Source organism: Achromobacter sp. SLBN-14, assembly GCF_006715415.1.
GTDB lineage: Bacteria > Pseudomonadota > Gammaproteobacteria > Burkholderiales > Burkholderiaceae_B > Achromobacter > Achromobacter mucicolens.
Genome location: NZ_VFNE01000001.1, coordinates 3,692,345 through 3,710,387 on the forward strand (window position 1 = coordinate 3,692,345; position 18,043 = coordinate 3,710,387).

Annotated in this window: 17 protein-coding genes; all 17 read right to left on the reverse strand. The window is 71.7% G+C overall.

Annotated features, from left to right (window positions below):
* Window positions 1–6 precede the first annotated feature (6 nt).
* From FBY20_RS16720 to FBY20_RS16800, 17 genes are read right to left on the reverse strand one after another with little or no spacing between them, the layout of a single operon-like run.
* Entirely contained in the window at window positions 7–2,109 is a 2,103-nt protein-coding gene (locus FBY20_RS16720; RefSeq protein WP_142053518.1) for a phage tail protein, read from the reverse strand.
* Window positions 2,106–5,231, reverse strand: coding sequence for a putative baseplate assembly protein (locus FBY20_RS16725; protein WP_142053520.1), 3,126 nt, complete (start codon window positions 5,229–5,231; stop codon window positions 2,106–2,108). The genes FBY20_RS16720 and FBY20_RS16725 overlap by 4 nt, the downstream gene beginning before the upstream one ends.
* Window positions 5,228–7,684 carry a putative baseplate assembly protein gene (locus FBY20_RS16730; RefSeq protein WP_142053522.1) on the reverse strand — a complete coding sequence of 819 codons (2,457 nt, stop codon included), beginning with the start codon at window positions 7,682–7,684 and terminating at the stop codon, window positions 5,228–5,230. Before FBY20_RS16730 ends, FBY20_RS16725 begins: the two co-directional genes overlap by 4 nt.
* Window positions 7,681–8,043, reverse strand: coding sequence for a GPW/gp25 family protein (locus tag FBY20_RS16735; RefSeq protein ID WP_128827156.1), 363 nt, complete (start codon window positions 8,041–8,043; stop codon window positions 7,681–7,683). The genes FBY20_RS16730 and FBY20_RS16735 overlap by 4 nt, the downstream gene beginning before the upstream one ends.
* An 11-nt stretch (window positions 8,044–8,054) precedes the next feature.
* Window positions 8,055–8,378, reverse strand: coding sequence for a hypothetical protein (locus FBY20_RS16740; RefSeq protein WP_056326115.1), 324 nt, complete (start codon window positions 8,376–8,378; stop codon window positions 8,055–8,057).
* 24 nt (window positions 8,379–8,402) lie between these two features.
* On the reverse strand, window positions 8,403–8,918 hold the full coding sequence (locus tag FBY20_RS16745; protein WP_056326117.1) for a phage baseplate assembly protein V: 516 nt from the start codon (window positions 8,916–8,918) through the stop codon (window positions 8,403–8,405).
* On the reverse strand, window positions 8,915–10,063 hold the full coding sequence (locus FBY20_RS16750) for a hypothetical protein (RefSeq protein WP_255452383.1): 1,149 nt from the start codon (window positions 10,061–10,063) through the stop codon (window positions 8,915–8,917). Before FBY20_RS16750 ends, FBY20_RS16745 begins: the two co-directional genes overlap by 4 nt.
* A complete protein-coding gene (locus FBY20_RS16755; protein ID WP_142053524.1) occupies window positions 10,035–10,376 on the reverse strand; it encodes a LysM domain-containing protein in 342 nt (113 codons plus the stop codon). Before FBY20_RS16755 ends, FBY20_RS16750 begins: the two co-directional genes overlap by 29 nt.
* Window positions 10,373–11,026, reverse strand: a complete 654-nt coding sequence (locus FBY20_RS16760) for a hypothetical protein (protein WP_056326125.1) — start codon at window positions 11,024–11,026, stop codon at window positions 10,373–10,375. The genes FBY20_RS16755 and FBY20_RS16760 overlap by 4 nt, the downstream gene beginning before the upstream one ends.
* Complete coding sequence (locus FBY20_RS16765) at window positions 11,023–11,292, reverse strand: hypothetical protein (protein WP_056326128.1); 270 nt, start codon at window positions 11,290–11,292, stop codon at window positions 11,023–11,025. Before FBY20_RS16765 ends, FBY20_RS16760 begins: the two co-directional genes overlap by 4 nt.
* 8 nt (window positions 11,293–11,300) lie before the next feature.
* Window positions 11,301–12,461, reverse strand: coding sequence for a DUF4157 domain-containing protein (locus FBY20_RS27870; protein WP_222119270.1), 1,161 nt, complete (start codon window positions 12,459–12,461; stop codon window positions 11,301–11,303).
* An 8-nt stretch (window positions 12,462–12,469) separates the two neighbouring features.
* The gene (locus FBY20_RS16775; protein WP_142053526.1) at window positions 12,470–12,712 is read right to left on the reverse strand and encodes a hypothetical protein; all 243 of its coding nucleotides are present in this window, start codon (window positions 12,710–12,712) and stop codon (window positions 12,470–12,472) included.
* Complete coding sequence (locus FBY20_RS16780) at window positions 12,709–14,652, reverse strand: ATP-binding protein (RefSeq protein ID WP_142053528.1); 1,944 nt, start codon at window positions 14,650–14,652, stop codon at window positions 12,709–12,711. Before FBY20_RS16780 ends, FBY20_RS16775 begins: the two co-directional genes overlap by 4 nt.
* A complete protein-coding gene (locus FBY20_RS16785; protein WP_142053530.1) occupies window positions 14,649–15,941 on the reverse strand; it encodes a DUF4255 domain-containing protein in 1,293 nt (430 codons plus the stop codon). Before FBY20_RS16785 ends, FBY20_RS16780 begins: the two co-directional genes overlap by 4 nt.
* Complete coding sequence (locus FBY20_RS16790) at window positions 15,938–16,723, reverse strand: hypothetical protein (protein ID WP_142053532.1); 786 nt, start codon at window positions 16,721–16,723, stop codon at window positions 15,938–15,940. The genes FBY20_RS16785 and FBY20_RS16790 overlap by 4 nt, the downstream gene beginning before the upstream one ends.
* The gene (locus FBY20_RS16795) at window positions 16,720–17,445 is read right to left on the reverse strand and encodes a hypothetical protein (RefSeq protein ID WP_142053534.1); all 726 of its coding nucleotides are present in this window, start codon (window positions 17,443–17,445) and stop codon (window positions 16,720–16,722) included. Before FBY20_RS16795 ends, FBY20_RS16790 begins: the two co-directional genes overlap by 4 nt.
* 12 nt (window positions 17,446–17,457) lie before the next feature.
* The gene (locus FBY20_RS16800) at window positions 17,458–17,982 is read right to left on the reverse strand and encodes a phage tail protein (protein WP_056326957.1); all 525 of its coding nucleotides are present in this window, start codon (window positions 17,980–17,982) and stop codon (window positions 17,458–17,460) included.
* Window positions 17,983–18,043: the final 61 nt, after the last annotated feature.

The following is an 18,043-nucleotide window of genomic DNA, read 5'->3' on the forward strand; positions in this document are numbered from 1 at the left end:
GAGGGCTCAGTTCACAGGGATCAATCCCGCTTCGAGGCCGAAGCGCAGATACTCGTCCAGCGCCTGCCGCAGATTGGCTTCGCGCTGGGCCTGCAGCAGGAAATTCCAGGCGCCCATCTCGGCGCCGTTGTCCGCGCCCTCGCGGATCTCGGGCGCGCAACTGCGGGCCAGTTGGCCATACGACGGTGAGCCGAACGTGGTGGCGGTGAACGACGGGGCGACACGCGCCGCCGCGCGCTTGGCGGCCGCGCCGGTCAGGTCTTGCATGGCCAGATCGGGCTGGCAGCGGTAGCGGCGCGGCGTGACGGACGGCATGGGCACGTGGCAATAGCGCACGCAGCCCTCTTGCCGGCGGTTGATGGCAAGCGTGCCGCCGAACAACGTGTTGGACGCGTCCAGCCGTCCGGCGGCCACGCGCCCGAACAGCGTGCTGGCCAGGATGCGCAGGGCGCTGTCGTCCACATCGACCGCGGCCGCGGCGCTGCCTTGCGCATCGATGAGGCTTGCGTCGATCTCCACCGACGCAAGCGGCGATGCGCAGCGCACGGGCCCGCAGATGCAGCGCGTCAACCGCAGTTCCAGTTCGGGCGCGGCGCCCGTGTGACGCACGCCGCCGCGCGCCGGCGCCAGCGTGCAGTGGCGCAGCGCAACGGCTCGCAGCGCACCTTCCAGCCGCAGGCGGCCATCCAGAAGCAGCCCGTCGAGCCGGATGCGGGTGCTGGCGTTGCCGCGCACGCGCCAATCGCCTTGCAGCACGGGACGGCGCAGCGGCGCGGCCTCGATCGACAACCGCGTGTCGGGCAGCACAAGATCGGGGGCCAGGGTCTCGGTGCCATCGTGGTCGATCACGATGCGCACCCGCTGGCCCGCCAGCACCGCGGCCAGCGCCGCCGTCAGCGTGGGCGTGGCCGCCGAGGGCACGCGCAGGAGGGCGTCTAACGCGTTGTCGAACGCCCCATCCGCGTCATCGCCATCGGTCGTGCTGCGGGCGTAGGGGCCCGCGCCGATGTCGCCGGGAAAGCCGTAGGCATGGCGCACCTGCACCGATTGCGCGGTGACGCCCGGCGGCAGGGCCAGCCGACCGCGGTGCGGATCCAGGCCGACCAGCACGCCGCCCGCGCCGGGAAAGCTGCGGTCCGGCCGCCCGGACTTGCGCGACTTGAACAGCAGGGCGGTGTCGGGCCGGCGCCACTGTTCGGGAGCGACGCCGGGGATGGGCGCAAGATTGCAGATCACCAGATGCTCGGCGGGAACCGGCTGGCCGTCCAGCCACACCTGCACGACGGGGCCGGCGGCGCTGTCGGCAAACCAGCCTTGCGGGGGCGCGTCGCCATCGGTCAGGGCCTGGCGGCGCGCTTGCAGTTCCGCATGCAGATTGCGCCAGGACAGCGGTTCGGGCACGTTGATCGGCTCGGCCAGGTGGTCGATGTCGGTCTCGGTGCGCGGCCGGTTGAAAAGGGGCTGGTCGCGGCCCAGCGGATCGATGGTGTAGAAGCCGTCGTGCGTGGTGGCGCGCGCCGCATCGCCGCGCTGCACGGTGTACGACTGCAACCGCCAAAGAAAGAGTGCGACGTTGGGCAGGTTGTAGCGTCCGGCCGGCAGCGCGCGCACGTGGGCGGTGTGCAGCTCGGCGCCGAAGGGGCCGTCCACGCGTTCCATCGCGCGCGAATCGCGCAGGTCGGGCGTGCGCAGCGCATGCGCGCGGGGGTGATTGACGTGCTGCGTGGTGGCGACGCGCTCGAAGCACTCGGACACGCGGCTCGGCCAGCCGGTGGCGTTTGCCGCCAATTCTTCCAGCACCAGCGCCGTGCCCTTGCGGCGGCGCAGCCGCAGCGTGTTGGCCACCAGCGCCCGCGGCGAAAAGGCGGCGCCCACGGGATACAGCGCGCGCACGCCGAGCAGGTCGCCCAGATACGGCACCACCCAGTCCTCGCAGGTTTCGATGAACCAGTTGTCGTAGAGCCGGTCCACGTCGGCGTCCACCAGCGCGCCTTGGCGCGCCAGCACGTCCAGCAGCGCGCGCAGCGGCCCGCCGGCGGCGGCGTCGCGTTCGCGGTAGAACGCCGGCAAGAGGGCCATCAGGGCATCGGCATCCAGGCGGGTGTTCATGTGCGCTCCGACAAGTCGATGCCGGCGGGATCCGGGCGCAGCAGCTCGGCAGGCTGCAGGGCGCCCTGTTGCCAACGCGCGGTGCGCGCCGGTAGCAGGGCGTCCGGACCGTTGCTGCGCCGCGCGCCCGCGCCGTCCAGACCGGCATTGAGCACCAGTGCGTCCAGATCCACCCACGCGACGCCCGGCACGCCCTGCAAGACCGCAAGCACCTCGGCGCCGTGCACCGGCTGGCCGAACGCCCGCGCGGCAAAGCCGAAGGCATCCAGGACGCGCGCGCGGGCGGCTACCAACACGGCCGCCGCTTCAAGGCGCGGATCGATGCCCAGGCCCGCCCGCAGGCCGAAATCCAGGTAGCGGCACGGCGCCACCTTCAGCGGCTGGTAGGGCGGGCGCGCCGCGTCGATGGCCGCGAGCAGGTTGCGATACAACGCGCCGGCCGGATCCAGCGCGGCGCCATCTTCGCCCGCGACGGTCAGGTGCACGAGCCGTTGCTCGCCGTCCCACTGCCATACCGCCTGCGCCTTGCCGATGCCGGTAAAGGCGGCCGCGAAATCCTCGAAGTCGCGCAGCGACACGATGCGGTCCAGCGTGCGCACCCGCAGCGGCGCATTGCGGCGGGCGGCGTCGCCCGCTTCGGGGTCCACGCCGCCGGTCGCGGGCGCGGGGTTGACGACCGCCTTGACGCCGGGCGCGCGCGTTAGCAGCACGCTCAACTGGCCGGGCGCGACGTTGCCTTCGCGGCCCAGGCCCACGCGGTAACGCGCCTGGACGTTGCCCAATCCGGACGGCAGACGCGCGCCATGCAGGCCGTCGCCGAACTGCACGGTGGCCCCGCCGCTGTCGTCCACGCGCAGCAGATATGCGCGGTCGTCCGGCGCCAGCGCGGTGATGCGCGGCGCCTCGTCCCACAGCAGGCCGTCCACGCGGACTTCCAGGCTGCTCGCCGCGCCGCTGGCGGTGGGCGCGGGCACGAACGTCAACGGCTTTTGCTGCAGCGTGAAACGCTGGAAGGCGCGGTTGCCGGCGCCGCTGCCCAGCACCTCCGGCTGGATGCGCATCTGCCGGCTGTCGCCGTGGCTGGCGGGCGCGACGTTGGCGTTGATGCGCACCGTGGCGGGCAGATAGGCGTGCGCCAGGTCGGCGTCCAGCACGAGCGTCGTGCGGCCGCCAGCGCTGTCGTTGCGCTGGATGCGCACGATGTCGCTGGCGTCGGCCAGCGTGACGGTGGCGCGCGCGCCATCCTCGAATTCCAGGTCGGCGCTTGCGCGGTCGCGCGCCACGCGCACATTGGCCACGGCATCGCCGCGCAACAGCCGCTCGCGCGGCGCCACGTTGGCGGCATCGGTTTCGGTCAGGATCAGGCCCGACACCGCCAGCACGCGGTCTTGCGGCAGGTCGGGCTCGTACGACGCCAGCACCAGCGTGTGGCCTTGCGTCAGCCCCGAGGCCGGACGCACGCCCCAGTCCAGCGGGTCGGATTCGCCGTAGGCCGTGGTCTCTCGCAGGGCATCGTTGAACTGCTCGCGCACGCGCTCGCCCCGCAGCGTGAGGCGCGTGGTCGGTCCCGCCAGCGCAAAGCCCGTGCGCGCGTCGGGGCCCGCGTCGGCAATGCGGTACAGCTCTTCATAGCCCGGCATCGACAGCACGGTCCAGCCGCCGGCCACCCATTTGGGATAGGAGGCGTCCAGGTGCACGCCGTGCACGTCGCCCGGGTACAGGCTGGCCGCGGGTATCGTTTGGCGCGCCAGGCCCGGCCCGGACCACGCCAGCACGAAGGTGGCGTCGCCGCCCGCCTCGTAGTATTCGATGCGGATGTCGTGCTTGCGCCCCGCCACGAGCCGCGCGCTGGCGCTGTATTCGGTGGGAGATTGTTCGCGCCACTGGTCGATGAGCAGGTTGCCATCCACCCACAGCCGCACGCCATCGTCGGCCGTGACGTGAAAGGTGTAGCTGCCGCTGTCCGGGGCCCGCACCCAGCCCGTCCAGCGCACGCAGAAATTGTCCGCGGGCACGCCGTCGCCGGGGCCGCCCGCGGCCCAATGAAAATCCAGCTGCGGATCGGTGCGGGTCATCACGCGCTGGCTGAAGGTGCGGCCACGGTAATACTCGCCGTACAGCCCGGCGCCGGGGCCGCTGGCGCCGGGCGGATCGGACACCTCGGCCAGCGTATAGCCCGGCCACTGCGGAAACTGGCTGAATGACGGCTTGGCGTCGTCGGCCATGCCCAGGTAAGCCGCGCGCAGCGTGGCGGGCATGGCGCGCCAATCGGGCGCGTTGTAGCCGAACAGGCGGGCCTGCGCGCGCAGCGCGAAGCAGCGCGGGTTGCGCCCCGCGGGCTGCACGTGCGGCGCGGCGCTGCCCAGGCCCCGCTCCAGCGAGATCAGCGTATAGGCGGGCGCGCCGTCTTCACCGGGACCGGGCACGTATTCGCGAACCTGTGTCAGGCGGCGGAAGTCCCAATTCTCGTTGCCCGGATCACGCGCGCGCTCGTCGCCAACGATGAGCACGGCGTCGCCGGCCTTCAGGCGTGTGGCCGCGCCGGCCAGGCACAGCGTGCGCGCGCCAAAGCGCGGGGGCGCTGGTTCCAGCCACGCCAGTTCCAGCGCGTTCCAGGCGGCGCGCGCCTCGACGGCCTGCAGGGTTTCAAAGGTCTGCGCGCGTTCGTCCTGCGCGGGCACGCTCTGCGCGCGTGTCCAGGGTTCGATTCGGGCGCGCGGGGGCGCGCCCGGCGCGGTTTCCAGCGAGAACGCCAGCCAGGTCGTCGCTGCCACGCCCGGCCGCAGTTCATAGCCGATGGCCCGCGCCAGCGACTGCACCGACCGGCGCTCGGTCGCGGTTCGCAGGTAGCCCTCGTTGCCGATCCGCTCCTGATAGAACGCTAGCACGTCCAGCACGGCCGCCCAGGCGTCGAACAGGGCGATGACGGGGTCATCGCGGTCGCGCGTCGTCAGCGCCGCCAGGGCCGGCGAGCGCGCCAGGTCCGCCGTCAGGCTGGCAAGAAACCGGCCATGGGTGCCGATGCGCAGGCGCAAGGCGGGCTGGCCGGGCGGATTGGCCAGGTCCGACGGCGTGAGCGCGGGCTGCCCGGCGCAGCAGCCGCAGTCGTCGCGAGTCGTCATGATCCGCCCTCCACGATGAAGTCGATGCGGCCGTTCTCCGGGAAGTTCGGATCGCCGTCGGCGCGCAGCACTTCCAGCGGCGCGGCCAGCAGACGGCCTGTGTCCAGTTCACCCGCCGGGTCGCGGCCCCAGCGCTGAAAGCGTTCTGCCCGCGCCGACGCCACGCCCGGCACGGCCATGACGGCGCGCATCAGCGCCGACAGCGCCAGCGGCGTGCCGAAGGTGTAGCGGTCGGGATGAAAGAAGCCCGGCCGGCCAGCGCGGTCCAGGCCCGCGGTGAAGGCGTCGCGCAGCGCCGCCTTGACGTCCGCGGCGAAGTGGCCGGGCGCGGCGCAGACGCGCACCAGGATGTCCAGCGGCACATGCACCGGGTCCGAGAACTCCAGGTCCTGTCCGGCCAGCCGGAAGCGTTCCATGAAGGCGCGCAGCGCGGCGCGAAACGGCGCATCGACGGCCAGCCCGCCGCGCCGGTCCACGGTCAGGAAGACGGTGTGCCAGCTGCCCGTCCAACGCAGGCGGGCCGCCGCGCGCTGCACCTGCGGATGGCGCTGCGCCAGCCGCGCATAGTCGTCGGCGGTGACCGCGCGCTCCTGCACCCGGAAGGCCTCGGGCGCGTTGAGCTTGATCGCATCGGCCGGTTCCGGCGCCGCGCCGCCCTGCGCCGGCAGGGGATTGCGCACGCGCGCCACACCCAGCATCAGGTCGGGATCGTCGCTGACCAGCGCGCCGATGGCTTCCGCTCCGACGTTGCCTTGCGGTCCGCCGCCCAGCCGATACCGCGCCAGCAGGCGTTCGCCGGGCGCGGGCGCGGCGCCATAACGGTTGTCGCCAAAACGTAGCCAGGCCACGCCGTCGTGTTCCAGTTCGACGACGAATTCGCGCGCGTCGCGCGCGCTGGCCAGCAGGCTGCGCTGGGGCGACCACGGCGGGCTGGCCGGCGCAGGCACGTCGCCGGGCTGATCGGCGTCGTCGGCCTGCAGCGACATGCCGCTGGGCAGCGCGCGGCGCGGGTCCTGGGCCAGCGCCGCGCTGGCGGGCAGCGGCCCCGCCACGGCAAGCGCATGCCGGTAGGGCTCGGCGCAGGCGAGGCCGGCATCCGGCAGGCGCGGCCGGTAGGGCCGCGCGGCAAACGCATCGCGCGCCGTCGCGGTATCCGGCAGCAACGGCGTCCAATCGCGCTGCATGCCGTGATCGGCCAGGACCACGTTGCCGCGCGCCACCGATACCGCGCGCTTGACCAGCGCGCCGCCCTCGTCGAACTCCTGGCTCACGCACAGCGGGAACGGCAGCGCATCGTCCGGATGCCAGGCGATCAGCAGCAGGTCGGTGCCGGTCAGGTCGTCGCGGCCGGTGCGCGTTTCGGTCAGGCGCACGGCGTGGCGATGCGTGCGGTCCGCATCGGCCTTGCGGCCCGTCAACGGGTCTATCGTCTCTTCGAACACCAGCACGTCGCCGGGCGCAAGCGCCAGCGGCGGATCGTTCACCAGCGCCGCCTGCGTTTGGCCGCGCGGCAGGCAGTACGCCGGGTCGGCGAAGTCATGCAGAAAGATGCGGCTGTGCGCGGTGTGCAACAGCAGGTCGTGCAGCGTCTCGAACACTTCGATGCCGGGCGCGGGCAGCCCGTCCAGCGCGTCGCGGCGGCGCACGGGGGCCGCAAGCGCGGCTTCCGGGGAACTGGTCAATAGCGGCGTGCCGGCCGGGATGACCTTGCCTTCGCCCGCCGCGTGGGTTTGGACAGTGACGAAGACGCGCGCGTTGCAGCCGTCATGCAAGGGATAGTCCAAGAGGCGCGCATGACGGCGCAATGAGGTTCGGCGGCGCGCGGTGTCCAGGTACGCTTCGGTGGCGGCGGCGTCCTGCGCGTACGACAGGTGGTCGGCGGCATAGGCCAGCGTTTCCACCAGCGCCACGGTGAAATCCGCGGGATTGCGCTCGGTGAAGTCGGGCATGCTTTGCGACAGGCGGTCCAGCATCAGCCGCCGGAAGCTTTCGTAGTCCTTGGCCAGGTAATCGAGCAGCGGCTCGGGCGGCGCGGGCGCATCGCACGCGCGCGTATCGGCGCAGTCGAATTCCGACGGGCACCCGGCCTTGAAGTTGATCTCGATGGTGGACAGGCACAGGTCAAAGCCCGGCGCGGGCGCGTCGGGATCGGCGGGGTTCACCAGCGCCAGCGTGTACCACGAGAAGTCGCCGGCCTTGTCCACGCTCAGCCGGATCTCGTTGCCGGACAGTACCGGGTCAGCAGCCAGCGCAATGCCGCGGATGCGCGTGCCGCCTTCGATGCGCACGTGGGCGCGGCCGATGCCGGACACCGGATGCACGCACACCACGCGCAGCGTGCGCTGGTCGGCCGCATCGATCTCGACGAAGGCGATGCCGTTGTCGCCGGGCGGCTGCTGGGCGCGCAGCAGTTGCAGGCGGCGGGGGTTGGCGCTGCGGAACTGGCGGTTCATGGCACGTCCCGGGTAAAGCGCGCCAGCCGACGTTGCTGGCCCTGGCGCAGCACGTACTGCACGTCCACCTGCAGGGTGGCATCGCGATGCGCGACGTTGACGGACTCCACCGCGATGCGCTCGCCCAGCCACTGCTGCAGCGCACCCTGCACGCTCATCTGCACGGCGGCGGCCAGCGTGTCGCTGTTGGGGGCGAACACCAGTTGCAGCAGGCCGCAGCCGAAGTCCGGCCGGTTGACGCGTTCGCCGGGCACCGTGAACAGCACCTGTTCGATCATGTCGCGCACGTGCTCGGCGTCATCGGCATCGCGGCTGCGGCCGCGCGCGTCGGGCTCGAACGGAAAGCGCAGGATGGCCATGGCGGTGCGCCTTACATGCCCACGACGCGCGCCTGCGCCTGCAGCGCCAGCATGGGCGTGCCGGTGGGCGTGCAGATCGACGCGCCGGCCTGCAGCGCGGCCGGCTGTCCGCCGATCAGCACACGCGTCGCGCCGCTTAACCACATGCCGGTGACGCAGGGGCCGTTGCCCGAGGGCGGGGGCGGAAAGGCGCAGCCCGCGATCGAATACGTCGACAGGATGGTCACGGCCGGCTGGCCCGACAACAGCACGCGCGGGTTGGGCGACAGGGGAACGGCCTGGCCGCCGTGCGAACACTGCACGGTGGCGCCAAGATGCAGCAAGGGTCCGGGCATGGCTGCGCCTCCTGTGATGCAAAGTCAGGTCACCGTCAGGGCGCCCTGGTTGATGTTGACGGCCGGACCGGCAAGCATCACGGTCGCGCCCTGGCCGTTGGACAGCGTGATGCCCACGTCGCTGATCGAGATCATCGCGCCGGTCTTGGTCTTGAGCAGGATGCCGCCCGTGGGGCCGGGCAGGTCGGAAATCATCAGCGTGTTCTGTCCACCCGTCTGCAGCACGATGCTGGGCGACACCGGCAGCCCCGCCAGCGCCAGCGCGGGCACTTCGGCGGCCGAGCCCCAGAATCCGCCGACCCAGATCGGGTAGTCGGGCTTGCCTTGTTCAAACTCCACCCACACGCCCGAACTGACTTGCGGCACCACGAAGACGCCGCTCTGCTGGCCGGCGAACGGGACGCAGGGCATGGCCCAGCTTGAGACGCCCAGGCCCAGCACGTCGGGCACCTGCACCTGGATGCGGCCCATCTGCATGGGATCGACGTTGTTGATCACCACGCCGCGGAATTTGCCGTAGTGGCGTTGGGGGTCTGTCATGGCGGCACCAGGGGCAGGGTCGAGATCAGGCCATTGCGGGCCAGCGAGAATTGCTGGCGGAACTCGCCCGCCTTGAGCGTGCTGTCCACCCGCTTGACGTAGTACAGGCCGTCGAACGCCAGGCCCGCGCCGCGCACGCCCACAAGCTGGCGCGACTTGAGCACGTGGCCGTAGCGCAGCACGTTCAGCGATCCATCGGCGGTGACCGCGTCGGCGGTCGTGCCGGCGGCCATGGCCAGGCCGCGTCCCAGCGCGGCGGCCGGCGACAGCTTGGCCGTGTCCTTGAGCAGCGTCAGCCCCTTGGCCAGCGGCGGCAAAAGACCCAGCGGCGGGCTGGCCAGGCTGATGTCGGGAACCGGCAGGGGGATCGGAAACTTGGTCAGGGGGTTCTGGATGAAAATGACGGGCAGCGCGGCGTCCGACTGGTTCACCGAGAACGACAGCGACTCGACATTGCTGTGCACGTCCATGCCCAAATTGAGCGCCGGCTGCACCGGCCCCACCCGGATTTCGGGGCCCCAGTACGCCACGTTGGCGCCGGGCAGCGGCCCCGGTTCGATGTAGAACACGTGGCCGACTTCCGCGGCCAGCTGCCGCACGTAGGCCAGGTCCGTGCCTTCATGCAGGGGAATGCGTTCGACGGGGATCGGCACATCGGTGAACGGCGACGGCACGACGAGCGGCAGCATGCCGTACAGCGCGTAGCGGCCGATGATGGCCGCGACACGCGCGGGCGGCGGCATCGCCGGGTAGGGCAGGCCGCTCATGTCCTGCTTGTCCATCGCCACCGTCAGGTCCTCGCCCGTGACGGTCAGGCGCGATTGGCCGGGCGCGTTGCCGTCGGTGATTTCCTGGCGCGTGACCAGCCCGTCCATCAGCACGGTGGGCAGTCCGTTCAGCGTGGCGATCAGGATGACCCGCAGCCACGGCACCTGGCCGCCCGCGATCACCAGCAGCGTGTGCAGCGGCGAGCGGTTGCTGACGGTGAACGACAGCTGAAAGCCTCCCGGGCCGTCGGCCGACGACGACACCTCGACGCGCTCCAGGCCATCCATGATGGGCCGCGGTGCGGGCACGGGCAGGCCGGGCCCCACCAGTAGCGTCAGGTGCACGCCGCTAAGCATCGCCGCCTCCGAATTGGCCATTGAATGGCGCGCCCAGCGCGGCGGGCAGCGTCACGCGCAGGCTTCGGCCGGGTGTCTCCAGCGCGGCCGGGCGTGGCGCGTCGTTGCCGTCCGCCAGACGCCAGAACTGCAGCGGATCGCCCAGCGCCGCCGCGGCTAGCCGGTCCAGCCGGTCGCCGGGGGCGACGGCCACCTCGCCGACCGCGGTAAGGGCCGCCGGGTCCGGCAGGAAGCGGCGGCGCAGGTAGACGAGCGGCCGGCCGTCGGGCCCCGGCATGTCAGCGGTGGGCACGCCGTGATACCGGCTGTTGGCGGGAAAGCGTTCCACGCTCATGGCAGGGACTCCAGCCCGACGGAGCCCAGGTCGCCCAGCCCCGCCAGCGCGGCCAGCCGCTCCTTGCGCTGCTGATACACCAGGTACAGATGGCCGCCCTTGTCGCCGAAGCCCAGGTCGCCGACATGCAGCACGCGCAGGCCCAGCGAGACCTTGGCGCGGATCGGATTCAGGCGCGCGTCGAAAGCCTCTTCGGTGATCGAGAAATCGGTCACGCGCACCGGCACCACGCGCTCGCGGCTCCAGACGAAGAGACTCAGCGGCGCGACCGTGGGCGCGATCTCCAGCGTGCCCAGATTCGCGATCTGGTTGTTGCGGATGAGCGCGGCGCTGTCCGGGTAGACGATGGTCTCCAGCGCCGCCAGCTGCGCGTGGATGCCGGTGTCGCGCGCGTCGCGGTGTTCGTCCGGAAACTCCAGCTGGTCGGTCGCGTCCAGCTCGGCGTCCAGCCGGATCGTCTCGGCCGGCGGCCCCTTGAGCCGCAGCGGCTCGCCCGCCGCGCCGCCGTCATCCACACTTTGCGGCTGCAGCGATCGCGTCAGCGTCTCGGGGTTGTACTGCAGCGAAATCACGCGCTGCACCGCCCCGCTGGACGGATCGATCAGGATGATGCCGCCGCGCAGCAGGCGGGGCGAAAGCGGTCCGCTCATGGGTAGGCCTGCGGCTCGGCGGCGTTGCGCACGGCGGTGATGCGCTGCGCGCCCACCAGCGATTCGGGCCAGTTGCGCGCCGCGCTGAACAGATCCGGGCGGTAGTCGAACTCCAGCACGAAGCGCGATACCGGCACGCGCGCCACGCAATCGATTTCGACGGCGCGCAGTTTGCCCGGCGGCTCGTCGACCATGGTGACGTCGGCATAGCGCGTCTGGCACAGGTCGAGCACCTCTCCCACGGTCTTGCCAATCCAGTCTTGCATGACGGCTCCTAGATGAGGCTCATGTTCTTGGGGACCGCGCTGGCGGCGTCGGGCCGGCAGGCGCGGTAAAAGCAGACGCCGCAGCCGTCGATCGATGCCCGCACGCCGGTCTCGACCTTGGCCTGGAACGTGCCGGTGGCGGCGGCAAAGGCGTCGTTCCAGCGCGTCTTGAAATCGACGTTGCGCTTGCGGCAGTCGTACACCGCTTCGTAGTCCTGGATGTTCAGCGCGTAGTGGCAGCTACCCGCCCCGATGTACTTGACCCAGCCCTGGTTGCCGGCCATGAAGTTGGCCACGTCCGCGCCGGAAAACGCTACGCCCAGCTTGGATCCTTCCGAGCTGCTGTAGGGATGGGTGTGGTACGTGCCGAGGGTGTAGTCGCCTTTTTTCTCGGCGGGCAGGCTGATGCTGCCGCCGCCGCCCGAGCCCGTGCGGATGACGCGCTTGCCGTCCTTGTCGGACACGATGCGGCCGCCGTGCTCCTGCACGGTGTCGCCGCCGTGCCCGGACTTGGACCAGGCGTCGTTGACCGCGTCGTACACGTCGTCCGGCATGGTGTGCGTGCCGGGGCATTTGCGTGCTTCGGCCTCGGCCACGCGCAGGTCGCCCATGCCGGCGCGCTGCACGGTTTGCGCCAGTCCTGGCGCGGCGATGGGCTGGGACAGGCTGCGCGCCGCGCGGTCGGCCTGCGCTTCAAGCGGCGAGTCGGCCGCGCCCAGTTCCAGCGGCAGCCCGGGGCGGTAGCGCGCCTGTTGCTGCACCACGTGCGCCAGCTCATGCGCCAGCAGTTCGCGGCCCTGCCGCGTGCGCGGAGCATAGCGTCCGGCGCCGAAGGCGACGTGCGGGCCGACGGTGTAGGCCTGCGCATGCAGCGCGCGCGCCGAGTCTGCGGCCCGGGCATCGGCGTGGATGCGCACGCGGCCGAAGTCGTGGCCGAAGCGCTGCTCGAATTCCGCGCGGTCGGCGGCAGCCAGCGGCTCGCCGGGGTTGCGCAGCACGTCCTCGACCTGATCGGGCACCGTCGTCTTCGCGCGCCCGCCCAGCGGCAAGGCCGTGCAGCCGGACTTGCCGCCGCTCTTGCCGCCGCACCCGCAGGCGCAGCGGCGCAGCACCAGGCGCGAGCGCGGCGGCGCGGTGTCAGGTTGCGGCGTGAACAAAGCCGATCGCATGGCCAGGCTCAATGCTTGAGGTGGAATGTGTCGGCGATGGCGCGCCCCGCTTGCGCGCCGGCCTGCTCCGGCTGCGGGCCGTCCGCCACGGTGCGCACCTGATCGGCGCTGCCATCGGCGGCGGCGCCGTTGTGCTGCGCGGCGCGCCGCACCAGTTCGTGCACCAGCGCGGCCACGAACGCATTGCGCTGGGCGGCGTCGTGGCTCGGCAGGCTGAGCGCGCGGATATGCAGATGGATTGCGGATTTCATGGCCATCCCCTCGTTTCGGCGTCGGCCAGGGGCCGCTCGCGTTTGGCGGCTTCGGCGTGCGCGGCTTGCAGCACGTGAGCCATGGTGACATCGGAGCCGGCGTCGGCGGCCAGGAAGGCCGCGTTCAGCGCGACGTTGCGGATGCTGCCGCCCGTCAGGTTCAGCCGCGCCAGCTGGCGCGGATCGAGGTCGCGGGTGGGCGTGGCGGCCGGGAACACGCCGCGCCAGATGCGCGCGCGCTGGTCCTGGTCGGGAAACGGAAACTGCACGACAAAGCGAAGCCGCCGCAGGAATGCGCTGTCCAGGTTGGACTTCAGGTTGGTGGTCAGCACCGCCAGGCCGCGGTAGGACTCCATGCGTTGCAGCAGGTAGCTGATCTCGATGTTGGCGTAGCGGTCATGGCTGTCCTTGACCTCCGACCGCTTGCCGAAGAGCGCGTCGGCTTCGTCAAAGAGCAGGATCGCGCCGCCGTCCTCGGCGGCTTCGAACAGGCGCCGCAGGTTCTTTTCGGTTTCGCCGATGTACTTGCTGACGACGGCGGACAGGTCGATGCGGTACAGGTCCAGCCCCGTCTCGCGCGCCAGCGCCTCGGCGGCCATGGTCTTGCCGGTGCCGCTTTCGCCGGTAAAGAGGGTGGCAAGGCCCAGGCCGCGCGACTGCGCGGCGGCAAATCCCCAATCCTGGTGGACGCGGTAGCGCTGGCGCAGATGCGCCGCGATCTGGCGCAATACCGCCAACTGCGGCTCGGGCAGCACCAGGTCGTTCCAGCCTGCCGCGGGCGTCAGGCGCTGCGCCAATCCGTCCAGCCGGCGGCGGCTGGCCTGCGCACAACCCTGCCAGAGCACGGCGGCCGGATCGGCGCCGTCCGCCAGCAGCGCGGGGGCGAGCGCCGCGGCGGTGAGCTGTAAGGTGCGCGAGTCCAGTCCAAACTGGCTGGCGGCATGGTCCACCGCCTGGCCCGCACGCGCGGCTGCCTGCGGACCCAATGCCTGCCGCCACAAGGTTCGGCGGTCCGCCTCCTGCGGCCGGGTCACGGGGTAGTGACGCGACGCCGCGCGCAAGGCGACCGGCTCGCGCACCCCCACCAGGCACAGGCCGCCGGCCTGTTCCACCAGATGCCGCGCCGCGGGCGGCAAGCCGTCGGACGCATCGACATACAGGCCGGCGCCCAGCAGCACGGCCTCGCGCTGCCAGAGCGTCAGCATGGCGTTGCGCTCGGCCGCGTCCGCCGGCACGTCTTCGGCGGCCAGCGCCAGGCACGCCAGCCCGGCGGCATGCGCGGCGCGCGCCGCCACGTCCTCGTGCGCGCCGGCATCGTCGCCTTCCAGCACGAACACCGGCAATGGCGTGCCTTGCGCGGCGGCCACCTGCGCGGCGATTTGCTCCGACGCCTCCGCGTGCGCGGGCGCGGCGTGGGGCAGGGGCAGCGCTGGACGCAACAGCGGGCGAAGGCGCGCGTCGGGTTCGTTCAACCCGGCCAGGTAGTGCAGCACGCGTTCGTCGATGCGCAACCGCGCGGTGCTCAAGTCGGTGGTGTCGTCCACGTCCAGCAGACGCCAGCGGCGCAGCGGGCGTTGCGGCGACAGCGCGCTCCAGTGCGCGCCTTCAAGCTCGGCCAGCGCCAGCGCGAAGCTGGCGTGGCGCTGGCCGCCGCTGCGGCCGTTGGCGTGGGCGCAGAGGTCCGCCAGCACCGCGTCCATCTCGATGCCGGCGCACAACAGCAGAAGGTCGCGCTCGAACGCCGACAGGCCAAAGATGGCCGTCAACTGGTCGATGGCCGCGTCGCCGTCCATGGCGGCGCGCGCCTGGACCAGCTGTTGCGCGCCGTGCCGGGGCGGCCGGCTGCCGGGCTTGCGCAGCCGAGTGCGCAGCCGCGTGAACTCCGCGGCCAGCAATTGCTGGTTGGCTTCGGTCCAGCCGGTGGGCGCGCGCGCGTTCATGGCAGCTCGATCTGGCGGTCAAGGTAGCGGACGGGGACCGACTCGCGGTCCACCAGCGGGCTTTCGATGCCGTCCACCCGCAGTCGCGCCAGAAAGCGCGTACCTGCTGGCGGCGCGTCGCGCCATTCGAAGATGAGCGCGCTGGCGGGCGCGGCGGCGGGTTCGGCGGGCAGTTCCCGGTCTCCCAACAGCAGGCTGGCGGCCTGGCCGGGCAAGAGCGGGGGCGCGATGCCCAGCGTCATGCGTACCGTGCCGGCGTTGCGCGTGGCCGAGGCCGGCGGCAGTACGGGTTCGGGCGCCAGCACCAGCGCAAGCTGATTGCTGTCGCGCGGCAGGCCGGTATCGGCGGCCTGCACGTGGGCATGCACGCGGTACAGGCCGACAGGCAGGTCTGCCGGCATCGTCAGCCGCAGCCAGGTATCCGTGCCGGCCTCGACGGGCACGTCGCGCTCGGCGTCCAGCGTGGCGTGGCGCAGCGTCACCCGCCGCGCCAGGCCGTCCAGATGATGCCCCACGAGCGTCACGGATCCGCCGGGCACGGTAACCGGTTGCCTGCCCGCCGGTTGCACGGACAAGAGCGTGGGCAGCGGCGGCGTCAGGCCGGGAAAGACCAGCACGCCCCGGTCGCGCGGCGTGCCGGGAATAGCCTCGCCGCGGGTCAGCACGGGCAGGGCGCCGCGCGCGGGCCGGCGCGATTCGATCAGCACCACCGACACCTGGAACGCCGCGGTCGGCCGGTAGTGGGCCTGTAGCGCGGACCACAGGCGCGACATCTCTTCGGCGCCCAGCGCCGCGGGCGTGATCTTCAACAATTCGATCTGGCTGGCCAGGTCCGCGCCGCGCAGGCTCTGGTACACGGTGGGCAGGATGGCGCCGTCGACCACGTCCGGATCCAGCGCGCGGCGCACGGCCTCGCGCGGCAGCACGGCCGACTCGTGCAGCAGTTGCAGCGCGTAGCCCAGCAGCACTTCGGCCTGCAGTTCGGCGCGGCCATAGGCCGTCAGCAGATAGTGCAGGTCCAGGGCCAGCGGCGGATTGGCGATGCGGTCGCCGGCGGCATCGCGCGACGGCAGCGCCGCATTGCGCCATGCGGCGTTGGGCGTGACCTGATGCAGGAACAGGTTCAGCTGCGGGTCTTCCTGGTTGTCCAGCGACACGGCGTCGGGGGCCAGCGCGGAAACCTTGACGCCCGCGCCCAGCGTGTCCGTCACGGCGTGGTCGATCATGCCCGAGTCGAGCAGGTCCTTGATGACGGCGGTGACCGCCGCGATGGCCAGCGCGTTGCTCATGGCAGCCCCGCGCGCCGTGCGGCCAGGTAGTCGCGCAACGAGAGCGCGGACGATCGCGGAGCGGCCGCGGCACGCGGCGGCGGGGGCGCGACCTCAAGGCGGTCGATGGTGATGTGCACGTCGGGCGCGGATGATTGCTCGGCGGGACGAGACGCAGGGGATGGGGCGTCGCGCCGTGCGGCAGGGAAGGGCAGCGATGCTGCGCCGGCCGCATTACTCGCAGCCGGTGCGTAGGCGACATCGGTAATCGCCTGCGCGGCGTGCATCGGTGTTGCGGACTCGGTGCGAGCGGGCGGCGCCAGGCTTGCGGAAACGGGCCGCTGCGCCTCAATGGAGATTGAATCCTGATCGCCCGGATCGGGCAGGAACGCGCTGCGTAATGGCGGGGGCGCCGCGTCCGTGCGCTGCGGCGCGCCGGACGTTCGCATACCGGCATCGGTTACTGGCGCGTTCGCAATGAAGTGCCTCTGCGGCATCGCCGCTTCGCGCCCGGAGGCACGTGCATGCACGTCCGCCGCCTCGTCGGCATGTTCGTATGCGCCGAAAGCCGCCCCTTGTGAAAACCGCTGCCCCAGACCGTTCCCGGCGTCCTCCAAGCCACGCCCGGCCTGCGCTGCCGAATCGCGCCCGGCAAGGTGAGCTTCCTGACCCTGCCCATCCGCGCCCAACGGATCCGGCGGCACGACGCCATGCAGCGCCGCCGCCAGCGGCGAAGGCGCGCTGCGCAGACGCGGGGCGGTGCCCAGGCTGCGGCTGGCCAGTTGGCGCAGGAATTCGCTCATGGCATGGCCTCGCTGTCAGCCATCGCCAGGTAGGCGGCGCGCCGGGCCGGGCCCAGCGCCAGCACCTGCGGCTCGGTCCAGCCGTAGGCGCGCGCCAGGCGATGCACGTCCCGCAACAGGCCGCGCGCGCACAGGCTGATGTCGTCCCACAGGCAGATGTCGGCATCCAACGCGGCCGTCCAGGCGTGGGCGCAGTCGGCGCAGCGCAACGACAGCGCGATGTTGGCGGCGGGGTCCAGCGCCTCCATGCGCGCCTCGATGTCGTCCAGAGCCGCGCCTTGCGGCAGGCTGGCTTCGGGCGGTGCGCCGACGCGGCACGCGCGCAGCAACAGGGCGAGCGCGGCTTCGCTGTCGGCGGCCATCGCCGCGTGCACCTGGTCCCGGCTGCTGGGCAGGCGCCAGGCGGCGCCGTGCGCGTCGAACATGGGTTCGGCGGACCCGCGCTCCGGCGGCGCGGGCAGGGTCTCGATCAGCGCGGCCAGATCCAGGTCGAACGCCATCGCCGCGCCGCACGCCGGGCAATCGGCGCAGGCCGGCAGCCGCGCGCCGAACGTCGCGCGCCGCAGGCGCAGCAATGCCAGCGTCCGCCATCCGACCGGCCGTGACGCCACCTCCTCGCCGGGCATTGCCACGGCCAGCGCGCGCAGGCCCCGATCTATCGGGTGGCGGTCACGGCCTGCCTCCCACAGCGCAAGAATCTGCGATTCGATCAGGGCGTTCATCGCGGCGCTCCATCAAGCCGGCTCGACAAAGCTCGGTTCGGACGGCTCGGCAACTTCGTAGTCGCGCTCCCATCCTTCGTTTTCCAGCTTGATGGTCTGAATCGCGACGGCGTTGGCGTTGGCGTCCAGATCCGGGATGGCCTGGTATTCCGACACCCAGCAGCGGAACACCTTGTAGGCCAGCACCAGTTGCCCGGCTTCGTTGTAGACCTCGATGATGATGTCCTTGCGAAAGTTCTTCAGCGACACCTCGCTGCCCAGCCCCGAGCCAAAGTTCCACACCTTGTTGGCCCACTGCTCGAACTCGCGGTCGTGCGTGACGCCGCGCTCCAGCGTCACCGCCTCGTACTTGCTGCGGCCGGGGGACTTGCGCCCGCTGGACGGGTCGCCGCCTTCGCGGTGCTCGACCACTTCGGTGGTGCGCTTGAGCGCCGACACCTTGCTGATGCCGGCCACATAGCGGCCATCCCACTTCACCCGGAATTTGAAATTCTTGTACGGGTCGAAGCGCTGCGGATTGACGGTGAACTGCGCCATGGCAATCTCCTGGTAACCCTGGTCGGCGGGCGTTGCGGGCCGCAAGCGGCGCCGCCGCCCG